Annotated in this window: 13 protein-coding genes and 1 tRNA gene; 5 read left to right on the forward strand and 9 right to left on the reverse strand. The window is 67.2% G+C overall.

Features of this window, described 5'->3' with window-relative positions; all coding sequences use genetic code 11:
• Positions 1 to 8: 8 nt before the first annotated feature.
• The 4 genes from G341_RS0102605 to mfd all read right to left on the reverse strand — a co-directional run bounded on the left by G341_RS0102605 (position 9) and on the right by mfd (position 6,305).
• Entirely contained in the window at positions 9 to 434 is a 426-nt protein-coding gene (locus tag G341_RS0102605) for an FtsB family cell division protein (RefSeq protein ID WP_018177547.1), read from the reverse strand.
• Between the two features lie 21 nt (positions 435 to 455).
• A complete protein-coding gene (gene eno / locus G341_RS0102610; RefSeq protein ID WP_018177548.1) occupies positions 456 to 1,739 on the reverse strand; it encodes a phosphopyruvate hydratase in 1,284 nt (427 codons plus the stop codon).
• Between the two features lie 119 nt (positions 1,740 to 1,858).
• Positions 1,859 to 2,704 carry a nucleoside triphosphate pyrophosphohydrolase gene (locus G341_RS20775; protein ID WP_018177549.1) on the reverse strand — a complete coding sequence of 282 codons (846 nt, stop codon included), beginning with the start codon at positions 2,702 to 2,704 and terminating at the stop codon, positions 1,859 to 1,861.
• Positions 2,685 to 6,305 carry a transcription-repair coupling factor gene (mfd, locus tag G341_RS0102620; RefSeq protein ID WP_018177550.1) on the reverse strand — a complete coding sequence of 1,207 codons (3,621 nt, stop codon included), beginning with the start codon at positions 6,303 to 6,305 and terminating at the stop codon, positions 2,685 to 2,687. Before mfd ends, G341_RS20775 begins: the two co-directional genes overlap by 20 nt.
• Before the next feature lie 115 nt (positions 6,306 to 6,420).
• Here mfd and G341_RS0102625 point away from each other — a divergent pair, with 115 nt between their 5' ends.
• The gene (locus tag G341_RS0102625) at positions 6,421 to 7,983 is read left to right on the forward strand and encodes a phospholipase C (RefSeq protein ID WP_018177551.1); all 1,563 of its coding nucleotides are present in this window, start codon (positions 6,421 to 6,423) and stop codon (positions 7,981 to 7,983) included.
• Positions 7,984 to 7,986: 3 nt separating this feature from the next.
• Positions 7,987 to 8,865 (forward strand): SDR family NAD(P)-dependent oxidoreductase, encoded by an 879-nt coding sequence (locus G341_RS0102630; RefSeq protein ID WP_018177552.1) that lies wholly within the window; start codon positions 7,987 to 7,989, stop codon positions 8,863 to 8,865.
• A 23-nt stretch (positions 8,866 to 8,888) separates the two neighbouring features.
• Here G341_RS0102630 and G341_RS0102635 read toward each other — a convergent pair whose 3' ends face one another.
• Positions 8,889 to 10,277: a WS/DGAT/MGAT family O-acyltransferase gene (locus tag G341_RS0102635; RefSeq protein ID WP_026303158.1), complete on the reverse strand. Its 1,389-nt coding sequence runs from the start codon at positions 10,275 to 10,277 to the stop codon at positions 8,889 to 8,891.
• A gap of 138 nt (positions 10,278 to 10,415) precedes the next feature.
• Here G341_RS0102635 and G341_RS0102640 point away from each other — a divergent pair, with 138 nt between their 5' ends.
• Positions 10,416 to 11,195, forward strand: coding sequence for a dioxygenase family protein (locus G341_RS0102640; RefSeq protein ID WP_026303159.1), 780 nt, complete (start codon positions 10,416 to 10,418; stop codon positions 11,193 to 11,195).
• On the opposite strand, the gene G341_RS0102645 is transcribed toward G341_RS0102640, so the two are convergent.
• Together G341_RS0102645 and G341_RS0102650 are read right to left on the reverse strand one after the other, a co-directional pair.
• On the reverse strand, positions 11,183 to 11,878 hold the full coding sequence (locus G341_RS0102645) for a TetR/AcrR family transcriptional regulator (protein WP_018177556.1): 696 nt from the start codon (positions 11,876 to 11,878) through the stop codon (positions 11,183 to 11,185). The two genes, G341_RS0102640 and G341_RS0102645, sit on opposite strands and share 13 nt — an antisense overlap.
• A 21-nt stretch (positions 11,879 to 11,899) precedes the next feature.
• A tRNA-Gln gene (locus G341_RS0102650) sits at positions 11,900 to 11,974 on the reverse strand.
• Between the two features lie 130 nt (positions 11,975 to 12,104).
• Between G341_RS0102650 and G341_RS0102655 the strand changes: the two genes are divergently transcribed.
• On the forward strand, positions 12,105 to 13,340 hold the full coding sequence (locus tag G341_RS0102655; RefSeq protein WP_026303160.1) for an acyl-CoA dehydrogenase family protein: 1,236 nt from the start codon (positions 12,105 to 12,107) through the stop codon (positions 13,338 to 13,340).
• Positions 13,341 to 13,377: 37 nt separating this feature from the next.
• Positions 13,378 to 14,529, forward strand: coding sequence for an acyl-CoA dehydrogenase family protein (locus G341_RS0102660; RefSeq protein WP_018177558.1), 1,152 nt, complete (start codon positions 13,378 to 13,380; stop codon positions 14,527 to 14,529).
• A gap of 63 nt (positions 14,530 to 14,592) precedes the next feature.
• Here G341_RS0102660 and G341_RS0102665 read toward each other — a convergent pair whose 3' ends face one another.
• Both G341_RS0102665 and G341_RS0102670 read right to left on the reverse strand, forming a co-directional pair.
• Positions 14,593 to 15,150 (reverse strand): HdeD family acid-resistance protein, encoded by a 558-nt coding sequence (locus G341_RS0102665; RefSeq protein ID WP_018177559.1) that lies wholly within the window; start codon positions 15,148 to 15,150, stop codon positions 14,593 to 14,595.
• 111 nt (positions 15,151 to 15,261) lie between these two features.
• Complete coding sequence (locus tag G341_RS0102670; RefSeq protein WP_026303161.1) at positions 15,262 to 16,020, reverse strand: SDR family oxidoreductase; 759 nt, start codon at positions 16,018 to 16,020, stop codon at positions 15,262 to 15,264.
• Positions 16,021 to 16,084: the final 64 nt, after the last annotated feature.

The raw sequence follows: 16,084 nt of genomic DNA on the forward strand, positions 1-16,084 counted from the left end.
CTCCCGGTCTACTGGCCGGCCGGCACCGACACCGCTTGCCACAGATTCGTGAACCACGGGTTGGCGGCCTGGCGCTCCGCCCGGCGCTGCTCGTCGGACTCGGCGGGCGCGGACGGATACTGGACGACGAACGGCTTCTCGCCGGGCTTCACCATCTGCAGCCGCTCCCGCGCCTGCTCCTCGATGTACGCCGGATCTTGCCCCTGCGCGACCTTGCCCTCGTACTTGCTGATGTCGTGCCGGTTCTTCGCGATATTCGCGTTCACCGAATCCAGCTCGGCCCGGGTCGACAGGTACGCGCGCAGCGGCACCGCCAGCGTGAGCGCCAGCACGCAGATCACCAGCGCCAGGATCAACGCCCGTCGGGCGTTGAACGACTCCCAGTGCGGCAGGTGCGGTGTGCGCTTGCCGGTCGGGCGCTGCGGCGTAGCCATCGTCTCCTCGGGTTCTGTTTGTCAGCCCTCGAACGAGAACCGCGGGAAGGCGAGATCGCCGGCGTAACGCGCGGCATCGCCCAGCCCGTCCTCGATGCGGAGCAGCTGGTTGTACTTGGCGACCCGCTCACTACGGGCCGGTGCACCGGTCTTGATCTGGCCGCAACTGCAGGCGACGGCCAGGTCGGCGATCGTGGTGTCCTCGGTCTCGCCGGAACGGTGGCTCATCATCGTCTTGTAGCCGTTGCGGTGAGCGAGCTCGACCGCGTCGAGCGTCTCGGTCAGCGTGCCGATCTGGTTGACCTTCACCAGCAGCGCGTTGGCGATGCCCTCGTTGATCCCGCGCTCCAAGCGCTCGGGGTTGGTGACGAAGAGGTCGTCACCGACCAGCTGGACCTTGTCGCCGAGCGACTCGGTGAGCGCGGCCCAACCCGTCCAGTCATCCTCGGCCAGCCCATCCTCGATCGACACGATCGGGAACTCGGAGACCAGCTTCTCGTAGTAGGCGGTCAGCGCCGCGGAGTCGAGGTCGTCGCCCTGGAAGTGGTACTTGCCGTCGGAGAAGAACTCGGTCGATGCGGCGTCGAGCGCGACGACGATGTCACTGCCGAACTTGTATCCGGCCTTCTCGACAGCCTCGGCGATCGCGGCCAGCGCGGCCTCGGTGTTCGGCAGGTCGGGGGCGAAGCCGCCCTCGTCGCCGAGCGCGGTGCTCATGCCCTGCTTGTGCAGCACCGACTTGAGCGAGTGATACACCTCAGAGCCCCAGCGCAGCGACTCCTTGAAGGTCGGCGCACCGATCGGGGCGATCATGAACTCCTGGAAGTCGATGCCGTTGTCGGCATGCTCACCGCCGTTGATGATGTTCATCATCGGGACGGGCAGGATGTGCGCGTTGGGTCCGCCGACATAGCGGAACAGCGGCAGGCCGGCCGACTCGGCGGCGCCGCGGGCGACCGCGAGCGAGACACCCAACAGGGCGTTGGCGCCGAGCCGCGACTTGTCCGGGGTGCCGTCCAGATCCAGCAGGGCCTGGTCGACGAGGCGCTGGTCATCGGCCTCGATGCCGATGACCGCCGGGGCGATCTCGCCGAGCACGGCCTCGACGGCCTTGGTGACTCCCTTGCCGAGGTAGCGGTCGCCGCCGTCACGCAGCTCGACGGCCTCGTGCTCACCGGTCGACGCACCGGACGGAACCGCGGCGCGGGCGAAGGTGCCGTCTTCGAGCGCAACCTCGACCTCAACGGTCGGATTTCCCCGCGAGTCCAGGATCTCCCGCGCTCCGACCTGCTCGATGATTGCCACTTGTGCTTCTCCACTCGTCCTGCGGCCCGCGCATCTCGGCCGACCGCCTACCCATAGGTCGGTTTACAGACTAATGGCTGCACTACACGGCCACGCACCTGCCACGCCGTGCAATGACGTCACTGCACGGGCGGCATCACGGTGTCGTACACGTCGACGAATTCGAGCACCCGCCGGCGCAGCTCATCCTCGGCGTTCTCACCGCCGGGGATGACGGTGATCTGCATGATCTCGGCCGGGATCTCATCGGCAGAGACGCCTGCCGCCTGCATCCGCTCGGCCACCTGCTGGGCCAGGGCGAGCGCCGGCTGACCGCGAGTGATGCCGTCGAGCACCGATGGCCGCTTCTTCTCCTCGGCCTTATTGGCCTCCCACTGCTCGATCTGCGTCTGCAGGTCGATGTCGGCGCCGCTGAGAACTCCTGGGGCCCGATGCCGCATCTTGCGGACGAACGCCTCGGCGACATCGTCGATGTCGAAACCCAGCGCCCGATCGTCCGACGCGATGCGCGCGTGGAACAGCACCTGCAGCAGCAGGTCGGACAGTTCCTCGCACAGATGCTGCATGTCGCCGGTGTCGATGGCATCGAGCACCTCGTAGGTCTCCTCGACCAGGTACTTGCGCAGCGACGCGTGCGTCTGCTGCTTCTCCCAGGGACCGCGGCTGCGCAGCACGTCCATCACGGCGACCGCCTCGAGCAGGGTGCTGCCGGACGGCTTGGCCGATTCGATCACCTTCTCGCCGCGGGCGATTCGTTCCTTGGCGAGCGGGTGCGAACGGTCGGCGGTCAGCAGCGTCGAGCCGTCGAGGGTGACATCGGGCGCGAGCACCGACGTGGCATCCGGCAGGTCCCAGACGACCTTGATCGGCACCTCCTCGGTGTAGACGATCGGGCCCTGCAGCAGGCCGATCGCCGCGACCGGGACCTCGTCGGGCCTGTTGGGATCAAGAATGATCACCGCCATCGGTCCCCTCACCTCCTGCCACTCGCATCGATACCGATCCCGGGTTGCGGCCGTCGATCACCAGCAGGAGATCGGCGACGACCTGGACCAGTTCGACATCACGTACCCGCGAGCTTCCCACACCGCCCGTCCGCGGGATAGGCATAGTGACCACTCCGGTGGTGGCGCGATAGGACGCGTCTCGATAAATTCGCTTGAGTCGAACCTGTTGCGAATCAAGCAGGTTCAGCGGCGACACCTTCACCTGGGTGCCCGCCACCCCGACTTCGGTGACGCCGAGCTCGCGGCACAGGATGCGCAGCTTGGCGATCGACACCAGCCGGCGCACCTCCTCCGGCAGCGGGCCGTACCGGTCGATCAGCTCGGTCACGGCATCGGTGATGTCGCTGTCGACCGTCGCGGCGGCGAGCTTGCGGTAGGCCTCCAACCGCAGCCGGTCGGCGTCGACGTAGTCGACCGGGATATGAGCGTCGACCGGCAGATCGATGCGGACCTCTTTGTTCTCCTGCGCCACAATCGGTTTACCGTCGGCCGCCGAACGGTACGCCTCGACGGCCTCGCCGACCAGTCGCACGTACAGGTCAAAGCCGACGCCCGCGACGTGTCCGGATTGCTCTGCACCCAAGACGTTTCCGGCGCCGCGCAGCTCAAGATCCTTCAGCGCCACCGTCATACCGGCGCCCAGCTCGTTGTTCTGCGCGATCGTCGCGAGACGGTCGTAGGCGGTCTCGGTGAGCGGCTTGGTGGAGTCGTAGAGGAAGTAGGCGTATCCGCGTTCGCGACTGCGCCCGACCCGCCCGCGCAGCTGATGCAGCTGCGACAGGCCGAGCACCTCGGCGCGATCGACGATCAACGTGTTCGCATTCGAGATATCTAGTCCGGTCTCAATGATCGTGGTACACACCAGGACATCGAATTCTCGGTTCCAAAATCCGTTGACCGTCTGCTCGAGCTGGTCCTCGCCCATCTGGCCGTGCGCCACCACCACCCGCGCCTCGGGCACCATGTCGCGGATCGACGCGGCCGCCTTGTCGATGGTGTTGACCCGGTTGTGCACGAAGAAGACCTGGCCGTCGCGCAGCAGCTCGCGGCGGATCGCTGCGGCGACCTGCTTCGGCTGATACGGACCGACGTAGGTCAGCACGGGGTGCCGCTCCTCCGGCGGCGTGAGAATCGTTGACATCTCGCGAATCCCGGCCATCGACATCTCGAGGGTCCGCGGGATCGGAGTGGCCGACATGGTCAGCACGTCGACGTGGGTCCGCAGCGACTTGATGTGTTCCTTGTGCTCGACGCCGAACCGCTGCTCCTCGTCGACGATCACCAGGCCGAGGTCTTTCCAGCGCACACCGGTCTGCAGCAGGCGGTGGGTGCCGACGACGATGTCGACCTCACCGGCGGCCATCTTGTCGATGGTCTCGCGGGATTCGGCCGGATCGGTGAACCGCGACAGCCCGCGGATCGTGACCGGGTAGCCGTCCATCCGATCGCTGAAGGTCTGCAGATGCTGCTGCGCCAGAATCGTCGTCGGCACCAGCACCGCGACCTGCTTGCCGTCCTGGACGGCCTTGAACGCCGCGCGGACGGCGATCTCGGTCTTGCCGTAGCCGACGTCGCCGACGATGACCCGGTCCATCGGAACCGGCTTTTCCATATCGGATTTGACCTCGCCGATGACGGTCATCTGGTCGACGGTCTCGGTGAAGCCGAACGCGTCCTCCATCTCGTGCTGCCACGGGGTATCGGGCGCGAACGCGTGTCCGGGCGCCGCCTGACGCGCGGCGTAGAGCTGCACCAGCTCGCCGGCGATCTCGCGAACGGCCTTGCGCGCCTTGCGCTTGGTGTTCTGCCAGTCGGAGCCGCCCAGCTTCGACAGCGACGGCTGCTCGCCGCCGACATAGCGCGAGAGCTGGTCGAGCGAGTCCATCGGGACAAACAACCGATCGCCCGGATGGCCGCGCTTGGACGGCGCGTACTCGATGACGAGGTACTCGCGGCGAGCCCCGCCGACGGTCCGTTCGATCATCTCGACGAACTTGCCGATGCCGTGCTGGTCGTGCACGACCATGTCGCCTGCGGCCAGCGCCAGCGGGTCGACCTGGTTGCGGCGCTTGGCCGGCAGCCGTCGGCCGTCTTGCGCGCCGGCGATCCGGTGACCGGTCAGGTCGGGCTCGGCGACGATGACGATGCGGGCGTCCGGGCACACCAGGCCGGCATGCAGCGCGCCGCGCAGCACGTGTACCTGGCCGGCCGCGAGCGAACCACCCACCACCGCAGGCACTTCGGCGTCGGCCAGACGCTCCAGGACCCGGTCCGCGGTGCCCGAGCCGGCCACCACGATCACGCCGATGCCGCCGTCGGACACGTGCGCCCGCAGCGCCGCAAAGGTTTTCGCGACCTCGTCGGCCTTGCCGCGCGGCGCCGGACCCGGTTGCAGGTTGAGATTGAGCGCGGCGGAATCGTCCGGGCCCGCCTGCAGCGGCGTGACCGTCCACCAGCTGCGTCCGGCCGAAAGCGTCTGCGCCCCAACCTCGCTGATCGGCCGGTAGGCAGCGGCCTGCAGATCGAGGCCCGACACGTTCACCGGACCGGCCGCCCCCAGCGCGGCGGCTGACCAGGACGCCTCCAGAAACTCGGCCCCGGTCTTGGCCAGGTCCGCGGCGCGGGTGCGGATCTTCTCCTCGTCCAGCAGCAGCACATGCGTGCCCGCCGGCATCACCTCGGTGAGCAGCTGCATCTGTCCGGGGACCAGCGCCGGAATGAGCGCCTCCATCCCCTCGACCGCGATGCCCTCCGACAGCTTGGACAGCATGTCGGCCAGCTGTTCCTCGGACTCGTGCTCGGCCAACAGGTCGGCCGCCCGCTGCCGCACGGCCGGGGTCAGCAGCAGTTCACGGCACGGATGCACCTGCACCACCGACATGTGGACCTCGGGCTGACTGCGCTGGTCGGCGACCGAGAACGCGCGCTGCTCCGAGATCTCGTCGCCCCAGAACTCCACGCGCACCGGGTAATCGGTGGTCGTCGGGAAGATGTCGAGAATGCCGCCGCGCACCGCAAACTCGCCGCGCTTGCCGACCATGTCGACGCGGCTGTACGAGAGCTCGACGAGCCGATTCAGCAGCTGCTCGAAGTCGAACTCGGCGCCCTCGCGCAGCTCGATCGCGTCCAGGTCGCCCAGGCCGGGCGCCATCGGCTGCACCAGCGAGCGCACCGTCGTGACGACGACCTGCAGGGGCGCGGCCCCGGGGTGCGCGAGCCGATGCAGCACCCGCAACCGCTGGCCGACGGTGTCCGCGCTCGGGGACAGTCGTTCGTGCGGCAGGGTCTCCCAGGACGGGAACTGCGCGACCGCGTCCCCGATCATGTCGCGCAGTTCGGCGACCAGATCGTCGGCCTCGCGACCCGACGCGGTCACCACCAGGATCGGCGCCGGGGTATCCGCATCGGCCAGCCGCGCGGCGAGCGCGCTGATGAGAAAGCTCCGAGCGGCATCCGGCGAGGTGATCGTCAGTTCGGGGCGCCCGAGCCGATCCAGCACCCCGGTGATCGCACCGTCGATGGCGACCCGCTCCGCGAGTCCGGCGAGTGGCAGATCCACATCACTCGAAGTTTCGCCCGATCCCGATTTCGTACGCCCTGCCACGTCCACACAGTCTGCCTTATGGTGATCACCGAGCTTGCGGTCAGTAGCGACCGCTTGGGAGGGACTTCACATGGCTTCGGGACCATTCGCCGGCATGTCACGCCGGGACTTCTTCGCTCGTGTCGCCGCCGTCGGCGGCACGACCTTCCTGGCATCGTGGGCCGACCCGATCATCCAACGGGCCTATGCCGCCGACCCCAAGGGCACCGGCAGCCTGAACGACATCGAGCACATCGTGCTGCTGATGCAGGAGAACCGGTCGTTCGACCACTACTTCGGCACGATGTCGGGCGTGCGGGGATTCGATGACGCGTCGCCGGCCTTCAAGCAGCGCGGGTGGGCACCGGCGGGCAGCCCCGGCGCCCCTCCGGGCGGGGGCCCGTCGAAGACCGGCTACACGATGCCGTTCCGCCTCGACACCACCCGCGGCGCCACGCTCGACGGCGAATGCATCAACGACCCCGACCACACCTGGGGCGGCATGCACGCGGCATGGAACCACGGCCGCAACGACGGCTGGCTGCCGATGTCGATCGGATCGGTCGGCCCGGCCAATGCCCCGGCGCTGATGGGCTATTACGAGCGCGAGGACATCCCCGTGCACCGCGCGCTGGCCGAGGCGTTCACGATCTGCGACAACTACCACTGCTCGGTCCTCGGGCCCACCGACCCGAACCGCCTGTACTGGATGAGCGCGAGCATCGACCCGGAGGGCACGCACGGCGGTCCGCTGCTCGAAACCCCCACTCTGATACCGCAGCACAAGTACTCCTGGCGCACGATGCCGGAGAACCTGCGCGATGCCGGCGTCAGCTGGAAGATCTACAACAACCGCGATGTCGGCCCCCTGTCGTCGGTGATCCTCGACGGCATGCTGACCTGCTTCAAGCAGGCCGCTGATCCGAACAGCGAATTGCACCGTCGCGGAATCGATCCCGTCTACCCGAACGATCTCCGCACCGACGTTGCCAACGACACGCTGCCCAAGGTGTCGTGGGTGATTCCGTCGCTGCTCGACTGCGAGCATCCGGCGCTCCCGGCCGCGCTCGGCGCAGTCGGCATCGTGCAACTGCTCGACATCCTCACCTCCAACCCGAAGGTGTGGGAGAAGACCGCGCTGATCATCAGCTACGACGAGAACGGCGGCTTCTTCGATCACGTGACGCCGCCGACGGCGCCGCCCGGAACTCCCGGCGAGTACGTCACGGTGCCGAACATCAATTCGGTGTCGTCGTCGAAGGGTATCCGCGGACCGATCGGCCTGGGCTATCGCGTTCCGGGGCTGGTGATCTCGCCGTACAGCCGCGGCGGGCTGGTGGCTTCGGAGACCTTCGACCACACCTCGCAGCTGCAGCTGATCGAGAAGCGGTTCGGGGTCGAGGTGCCGAACCTGACGAAGTGGCGACGTTCGGTGACCGGCGACATGACCTCGGCCTTCGACTTCGGCCACAAGCCCAATCCCGCCAAGGTGCGACTGCCCGATCCGGGACCGAAGGTCGCCCAAGCCGCGATGCAATGCGGCCCGAATGTGGCTCTGGGCTATGCCAATGCGGGAATCCCGTTCCCGGTGCCGCCCAACCGGATGCCGCATCAGGAGCCGGGCAGCCGACGCGCGCCGAGCGGCATCGTCTAGTCGATGAGATCCACGTGGACGCCCGCGGGGCTGTCCCGGCTGGACGGCCGGCGCATCGTCGTCACGGGGGCGACCAACGGCATCGGACTCGAGACCGCACGCACCCTGGCGCAGGCGGGCGCGCACGTGATCATGGCGGTGCGCAACATCGACCTCGGACGGATCCGGGCGGACGAGATCGGCGGGTCCACCTCGGTGATGGAACTCGATGTGGCCGACCTGGATTCGGTGCGCGACTGCGCGGCGGCCCTGGACGGCGACATCGACGTGTTGATCAACAATGCGGGCATCATGCCGACCGCACGCGGGCTGACGGTGGACGGCTTCGAGTCGACCCTCGGCACCAATTTCCTCGGCCCGTTCGCGCTGACCAACCTGCTGCTCCCACAGATCACCGATCGGGTGGTGATCATCGGCTCCAAGGCGCACATGGCCGGGACCTTCGATCTCGGCGACCCGCATTTCGAGCGCCGTAAGTGGACCAGGAAGGCCGCCTACGCGCAGTCCAAGCTCGCCGGAATGCTGTGGGCCCTGCAACTGGATTCGACACTGCACAAACAGGATTCACGGGTCGGCGTGATGCTCGCCCACCCCGGCTGGGCCGCCTCCAACATCACGCTCACCGGCATCGACGACGTCGATCAGCGATTGCGCGGCCTCGGCTCGAAGATCGCCAACGACTCCAGTCGCGGCGCCTGGCCCACGGTCTACGCCGCGGTAGAGCCGATCGGCACCGGCAGCTTCGTCGGCCCGGCCGGCGCCCTCGGCCTGCGCGGGGGTCCCACGCTGGTCGGCCGCGCGCCCCGGGCCTGCGACTTCAATACCGCCGGACTGGTGTGGGAGTTCGCCGAAAAGGCCACTGGCACCACGCTTCCCGCATAGCGACAGACGGCGATTGGGCTCGACTACCCGATTCCGATCGACTTTTCGAGTTCCACCAAGGCGGTCTCGATCGCGTCGGCCATCTCGTCGATGTCCGCCGCCACCTCGGGCGTGGTCACGAATCCGAAGTCGACGTGATCGAGGTACGAGAAGCAGGTGATGTTCAGGGCTATGTCCATCACCGGCGGCCCGATCGGCACGAACGACTCCACCTTGGCGCCCGCCATGTAGAGCGGGAACGAGGGGCCGGGGACATTGGACACGACGAGGTTGACCGGCGACAAGCTCTTCGACAGCCCGGTGGCCGTGTACGCGCGCGCAGCCAGCTGCAACAGTCCCGGCGGCGTCGTCTCAGTCAGCCCCATGATCTGATGCGCGGAGAGCGCGGTGGCCATCTCCTTTGCGCCCGTGGTGTTCTCGTGGATCTTGCGGATCCGTTCGGCAGGGTCGTCGATATCGGTGGCCATCGATACCGTCATGGTGCTGACCTGGTTGCCCACCTCGCCGGTGGCGTCGGCGGTCCGGGTGGACACCGGGATCTGGACGATCAGCGGCTTCTCCGGCAGCTCGCCACGGTTCTCCAGGTAGTCGCGAGCGGCGCCGGCCACGAGGGCGAGCACGACGTCGTTGATCTTGACGCCGAACGCTTCCTTGACCGCCTTGACGCGGGCCAGCTCGACCCGGGAGCCCGTGATCCGCCGATGCGGCGAGATGCTGTCGTTGAACCTGGTGTTCGGCGCCTCGAAGTAGCGCGGCGGCTTGTTGGTCAGACCGACGGCGGCGACCTGTTGGCGCACAGTCTGTTCCAGCACCCGCGCGATGCGGAACGGGGTCTTCACGGCCACGTTGACCGCCGCGCCGATGAGTCGCTCGGGCAGCCCCGGCATCCCGGTGCCGACCAGCGACCCGACTACTTCCGTCGATGCCGGACGCGGCTCCGGGGTGATGTCCAGCAGGATCTCACCCAAACCGGCGCCCGAGACGCCGTCGATGATCGCGTGATGCATCTTGGCCAGCGTGGCAACCCGGCCGCCCTCGACGCCCTCGATCACCCACAGCTCCCACAACGGACGAGAGCGATCCAGCTTGTAGGACATCAGCCGGCCGATCAGCTCGTCCAGCTCCTCGCGGCCGCCCGGCGCGGGCACCCCGATGCGACGGATGTGGAAGTCCGGATCCAGTTCGTCGTCCTCGACGAACCACGGCCGGTCGAGACCGATGGGCCCGCCCTCGACCCGCCACCGCAGCTGCGGCATCTGCGGCAGTCGCTCGATGATCAGCTCGCGCACCCGCGCGAAACTGAAATCCGATACGCCCGTGGGGTCACAGACCGTCAGGGCACCAACATGCATGTGCCAACCCGCAGTCTCCGAATACCAGAAGGCTGCGTCAACACTCGAAAGCCGCTTCATCGCCGAAACAATATCCGACACCAGCCCCGATTCGGATCAGATCGGAGAGTTCGTCGAGGAAGCCCGTCGGCGCCATATCGGCCCGCCTAGCTGCATCGATCGGGAATGCCGGAAACGGTCGCGGCGTTGGCTCGGGTCATGACCGACCGCATGCCCACGATCTTCCTCAGCCACGGCGCCCCGCCGCTGGTCGACGATCAGCTCTGGGTCGAGCAACTGACGCAGTGGGGGCAGGATCTGCCGACGCCGAAGGCGATCCTGATCGTTTCGGCGCACTGGGAAGCCGCACCGGTGACGATCGGCGCGACCGATCCGCGGGTGCCGCTCACCTATGACTTCGGCGGGTTCCCCGAGCGCTTCTACCGCGCTCGCTACGACGCGCCCGGTGCCGCCGATCTCGCGCAGCGCGTCGCGGCGATGATGCCCGACGGACAGCAGGTTCGACAGGATCCGAGCCGCCGGCTCGATCACGGCGCCTACGTCCCGCTGTCGGTGATGTGGCCAAATGCCGAGGTGCCGGTGCTGCAGATGTCGCTTCCCACAATGGATCCCGCCGCACTGCTACGGCTCGGCGAACGGCTGCGGCCGCTGCGCGACGAGGGCGTGCTGATCATCGGCTCCGGGTTCACGACGCATGGCCTGCCTTTTCTCACCGACATGACGCCTGAGGCAGCGGCACCGACCTGGTCGGCCGAGTTCGACGACTGGGCGCGGGAACGCTTCGATACCGGCGACATCGAGGGGCTGCTGAATTTCCGCCAGGTTGCCCCGGGCATGCCCTATGCGCATCCGACCGTCGAGCACTTCGCGCCGCTGTTCGTCGCGCTCGGCGCCAGTGATGATGCCGAACAGAAGCCGCAGCAGGTCATCGACGGATTCTGGATCGGGCTGGCCAAGCGCAGCGTTCAGCTGGTCTGAGAATCGCCACCGTCGGGGGCGGAATCGACCGGGTTGGGGCCGACCAGCTGCGGGTCGGCCTCCAGGTTCGTCAGTCCGTTCCAGCACAGGTTCACCAGGTGTGCGGCGACGACTTCCTTCGGCGGTTCACGCACGTCCAGCCACCACTGCGCGGTCTGCGACACCATGCCGACGAGGGCCTGCGCGTAGAGGTTGGCCAGCATCGGATCCTTGCCGCGGCGCTCGAAATCGCTGCCCAGGATGTGCTCGACCTGCGAGATCGCGTCGTTGAGCAGGCTCGAGTACGAGCCCGTCTTGGCATCGATCGGCGAGTCACGCACCAGGATCCGGAAGCCCTCGGTGCGCTCCTCCATGTAGGTCAGCAGCGCCAAGGCCACCTGCTGCACCCGATAACGCGAGCGGTTGTTGCTCAGCGATGATTCGATCGCGGCGAGCAGCGTCTCCATCTCGCGGTCGACGACGACGGCGTACAGCCCCTCTTTGCCGCCGAAGTGTTCGTAGACAACGGGTTTGGAGACATTGGCGCGGCTGGCGATCTCCTCGACCGACGTGCCGTCGAAACCCTTTTCGGCGAACAGCTGGCGCGCGATCTCGATGAGCTGATGGCGGCGTTGCTGCGCGGTCATCCGCGCGCGCGGCGCCCGGGGGACGTCGCCCTCGCCTGTGGGCCGGTTGACCGCCATGTGATCTCCTGTGCCGTGCCGTGGCTCCGCCACCAGGACTCGAACCTAGAATGCCTGAACCAAAATCAGGAGTGTTGCCGATTACACCATGGCGGATGGCGCAGACGATTCTGCCATGCACCGGCGCGGCACCTCCACCGGTATCCGCGGCGTCATCGGCAGTGGTAACGTGCATCACAACGTGCCGAGCGATCGTTCGGTCGTAGGGTCTGAGCAGGATGGTGACATGGAGCTGAAGTTCTCTCCCGCGGACGAGGAATTCCGGCAGGAGGTCCGGGCGTTCTTCGCCGAGCATCTGACCGACGAGCTGCGTCAGGCTGGCCGGCTGCAGACCAGCGTCTACTCCGATCACGAGGCCAGCATGGCCTGGCAAGCCATCCTGCACGAGAAGGGCTGGGCCGCGCCGGCGTGGCCGGTCAAGTACGGCGGGCAGCAATGGACCGTCGCGCAGCACTACATCTTCTCGGTCGAGTCGATCCTCGCCGACGCACCGGCCCTGTCTCCCATGGGAATCCGGATGGTCGCGCACGCCATCATGCGGTTCGGCACCGAGGAGCAGAAGGACTTCTTCCTGCCGCGGATCCTCACCGGCGAGGTCTTCTTCTGTCAGGGATACAGCGAACCGGAATCCGGCAGCGACCTCGCGTCCCTGCAGATGTCGGCCAAGGCCGACGGCGACGACCTGGTGCTCAACGGATCGAAGATCTGGACAACCCATGCGACCGAAGCGAATTGGATGTTCGCCCTGGTCCGCACCACCAACGGCCCGCGCAAGCAGCAGGGCATCACGTTCATCCTGATCGACTTCACCTCATCCGGCATCGAGGTGCGCCCGCTGGTGATGAGCTCGGGCGAAGAGGTTCAGAACGTCGTCTTCTTCGACAACGTGCGGGTGCCCAAGGCCAACGTTCTCGGCGACATCGACGACGGCTGGACCGTCGCGAAGTATCTGCTCGAATTCGAAAGGGGCGGCGGCGCATACTCGCCCTTCCTGCAAGTAGGCCTCGCACGGCTGATGCACGCGGCCGCGAGCGTTCCCGCGCCCAGCGGCAGCGGAACACTCGCCGACGACCCGGCCTTCGCTGACAAGGTCGCCGACCTGGCGATGCGTTTCGACGTTCTGGAAGTGCTCGAATACCGGGTGCTGGACGTCGTCGCGTCGGGCGGCAATCCCGGCGCCTCGTCGTCGATGCTGAAGATCCTCGGCACCGAACTGTCCCAGGAGCTCACCACGCTCGCCCTCGAGGCGGCCGGGCCGCGCGGCCGCGCCTACCAGCCGCATGCCACCGCACCCGGCGGCCCGATCGTCGATTACACGCCCCCGGCCGACGGCTACTGCGGCGGCGAGCCGTGGCAGGCAGTCGCTCCCCTGCGCTACTTCAACGACCGGGCGGGCTCGATCTACGCCGGCTCCAACGAGGTGCAGCGCAACATCCTCGCCAAGGCGGCCCTGGGCCTGTAGGCCGGCCCACACTTCGAACGAGAACAGGCAGACGACAATGGATTTCACGCTCAGCGATGAACAGAAGCTTCTCAGGGACGCCGTCGGCGGCTATCTGGCGTCAAGCTACGACCTGGTCGGCAGTCGGCAGGCCGCGCGCCTGGGCGACGGCTGGCAGCCGCAGGTGTGGCGTGCCTTCGCCGAGGATCTCGGCATCCTCGGCGCATCGCTGCCCGAGAGTGCCGGGGGCGCCGGCGGCGGCGCCGAAGAAGTCATGGTGATCGCGCAGGAACTTGGCGGCCACCTGGTGGTCGAGCCGTACATCGGCACGGTCGTGCTCGGCGGATCGATCCTCTCCGCGGCCGACACCGAGACCGCCGCGGGCATCCTGTCGGGCATCGTCGACGGATCGGCCGTCACGGCCCTCGCCGCGATCGAGCCCACGTCCGGGCAGTCGTACCGGTCCGTCGCCACCACGGCCCGCCGCGATGGCGACGACTGGATCATCAACGGCGACAAGATCATCGTGGCCGATGCCCCGATCGCCACGCATCTGATCATCACCGCACGCACCGCCGGCGAGACCACCGACGCCGCCGGCATCACGCTGTTCGCGATCCCCTTCAGTCCGGCCAATCAGACGGAAGGCATTGCGGCCCATCACTATCGGACCATCGACGATCACCAGGCCGGCGACCTGACCTTCACCGACCTCCGCATCCCCGATTCCGCCCGGATCGGCGAGGTCGGCGGCGGCTGGCCGATTCTCGACGCCGCCATCGATGCCGCTACGGCCGCCACGATCGCCGAAGCCGTCGGCGCCATGCGAAAGGTGTTGGCCGACACCGTCGAATACACCAAGCAGCGGCAGCAGTTCGGCGTGCCGATCAGCAGCTTCCAGGCGCTGCAGCATCGCATGGTGAACATGTACATGGAGGTCGAGCAGGCCACCGCCGCCATGTATCTGGCGACCCTGAATCTCGACGGCCCGAACCGTCGGCGCGCGGTATCTGCGGCGAAGGCGACGATCGCCCGCGCCGCCCGGCTCGTCGGGCAGGAGGCGGTGCAGCTGCACGGCGGCATGGGCATGACCGAGGAACTGGCGATCGGCCACTACTTCAAGCGACTCACCGCGATCGAGGCGGAATTCGGCGGCCGCGACTTCCACACCCGGCGCTACCGCCAGGAATGGACACCGCTCAGCGTCTGACAGACCTCCGGAAACGACGAACGGGCCCCTGACCATTCGGGGGCCCGTTCGTCGTGACGGTTACTAGGCCTTCTTCGGCAGCGTCAGCAGTGTCGCGATGCTGACGATGATCAGCAGGATGCCGCCGACCCAGACGAAGGTGCTGACCGCGAGCCCGGGCAGGGTGCACACGATCACGCCGGCGAGGATCGACAGAATCGCCGAGGCCACGATCCAGCCGCGGTTGGTGTGCTCGGAACCGGCGCTATAGGTCAGCAGATCTTGCACACCCTGGAAGATCCAGCCGATGCCGATGACGATCGCCAGCAGCGTCAGCGATTCACCGGGGTGGAACAGGCAGATCACACCAGCCACGAACACGATCACCCCGGCGATGCCGAGAAGCACCCGCCAGCCGGTCGGCAGCTCCTGTGCCGAGAAGGCGGTCACCAGACGGAACACGCCGCCGATGATCAGCGCGATGCCGAACAACACGGCGACCACGAGCAGCGTCGCGGTCGGCCAGAAGAGTGCCACGATGCCGACGATGAGGCCGAGGACCGCGTAGGCGATGACAGCCGAACGAACGGCGTTCTGAAGTTGCGCCGGAAAAGGTTTCGGGAACTGCCCAGTTTCAGTCATGGCAGCACCATATGACTCGGTTACCCGATTCACACGGCTACGCCCATAAATCTGCCGGTATGTGACCCTATTGCCACATACCGGCAGACCTGGCCGTGATCTTGTGCCCGATCAGTCCTTCGGGCCGCCGGCCGCGTACACGACCTGACCGGAAATGAATCCGGCTCCCTCGCTGGCGAAGAACGACGCCAGATGCGCGATGTCCTCGGGCTGGCCGACGCGCTGCACCGGGATCTGCTCGGCCGAGAACTTGATGAAGTCGTCGAACGGAACCTTCATGCGGGCGGCCGTCGCGGCGGTCATGTCGGTCTGGATGAATCCCGGCGCGATGGCGTTCGCGGTCACCCCGAACTTGCCGAGCTCGATCGCCAGCGTTTTGGTGAATCCCTGCATGCCGGCCTTGGCCGCCGAGTAGTTCGCCTGACCGCGGTTGCCCAGCGCCGAGGTGCTCGACAGATTGACGATGCGGCCCCACTTGGCCTCGACCATGTGCGCCTGGCAGGTACGCGCCATCAGGAAGGCACCGCGCAGGTGCACGCCCATCACCGCATCCCAGTCGTCGACGCTCATCTTGAAGAGCATGTTGTCGCGGATGATGCCCGCGTTGTTGATGAGGATGGTGGGGCCGCCGAGTTCGGCAGCGACCTTCTCGACCGCGCCCTTGACGGCGTCCTCGTTGGATACGTCGGCGCCGACGCCGAGCGTCTTGCCACCGGTCGCGGCGGCGATCGCGTCCGCCGTCTCCTGCGAGGCATCTTCGGCGAGATCGATCACCGCGACGTTATGTCCGTCTTCAGAAAGTCGCTTCGCCACCGCGGCACCGATACCCCGTGCCGCGCCCGTCACAATTGCTGTCCGCTGAGCAGTCATGCCCCTGTTTGTAGCAGGTGTCCCCGTTTTTATCAGCCCGGATCGGTGCGTAGGATCAATCCGG

Origin of the sequence: Jongsikchunia kroppenstedtii DSM 45133 (genome assembly GCF_000380485.1) — a bacterium.
Taxonomy (GTDB): Bacteria; Actinomycetota; Actinomycetes; order Mycobacteriales; family Mycobacteriaceae; genus Jongsikchunia; species Jongsikchunia kroppenstedtii.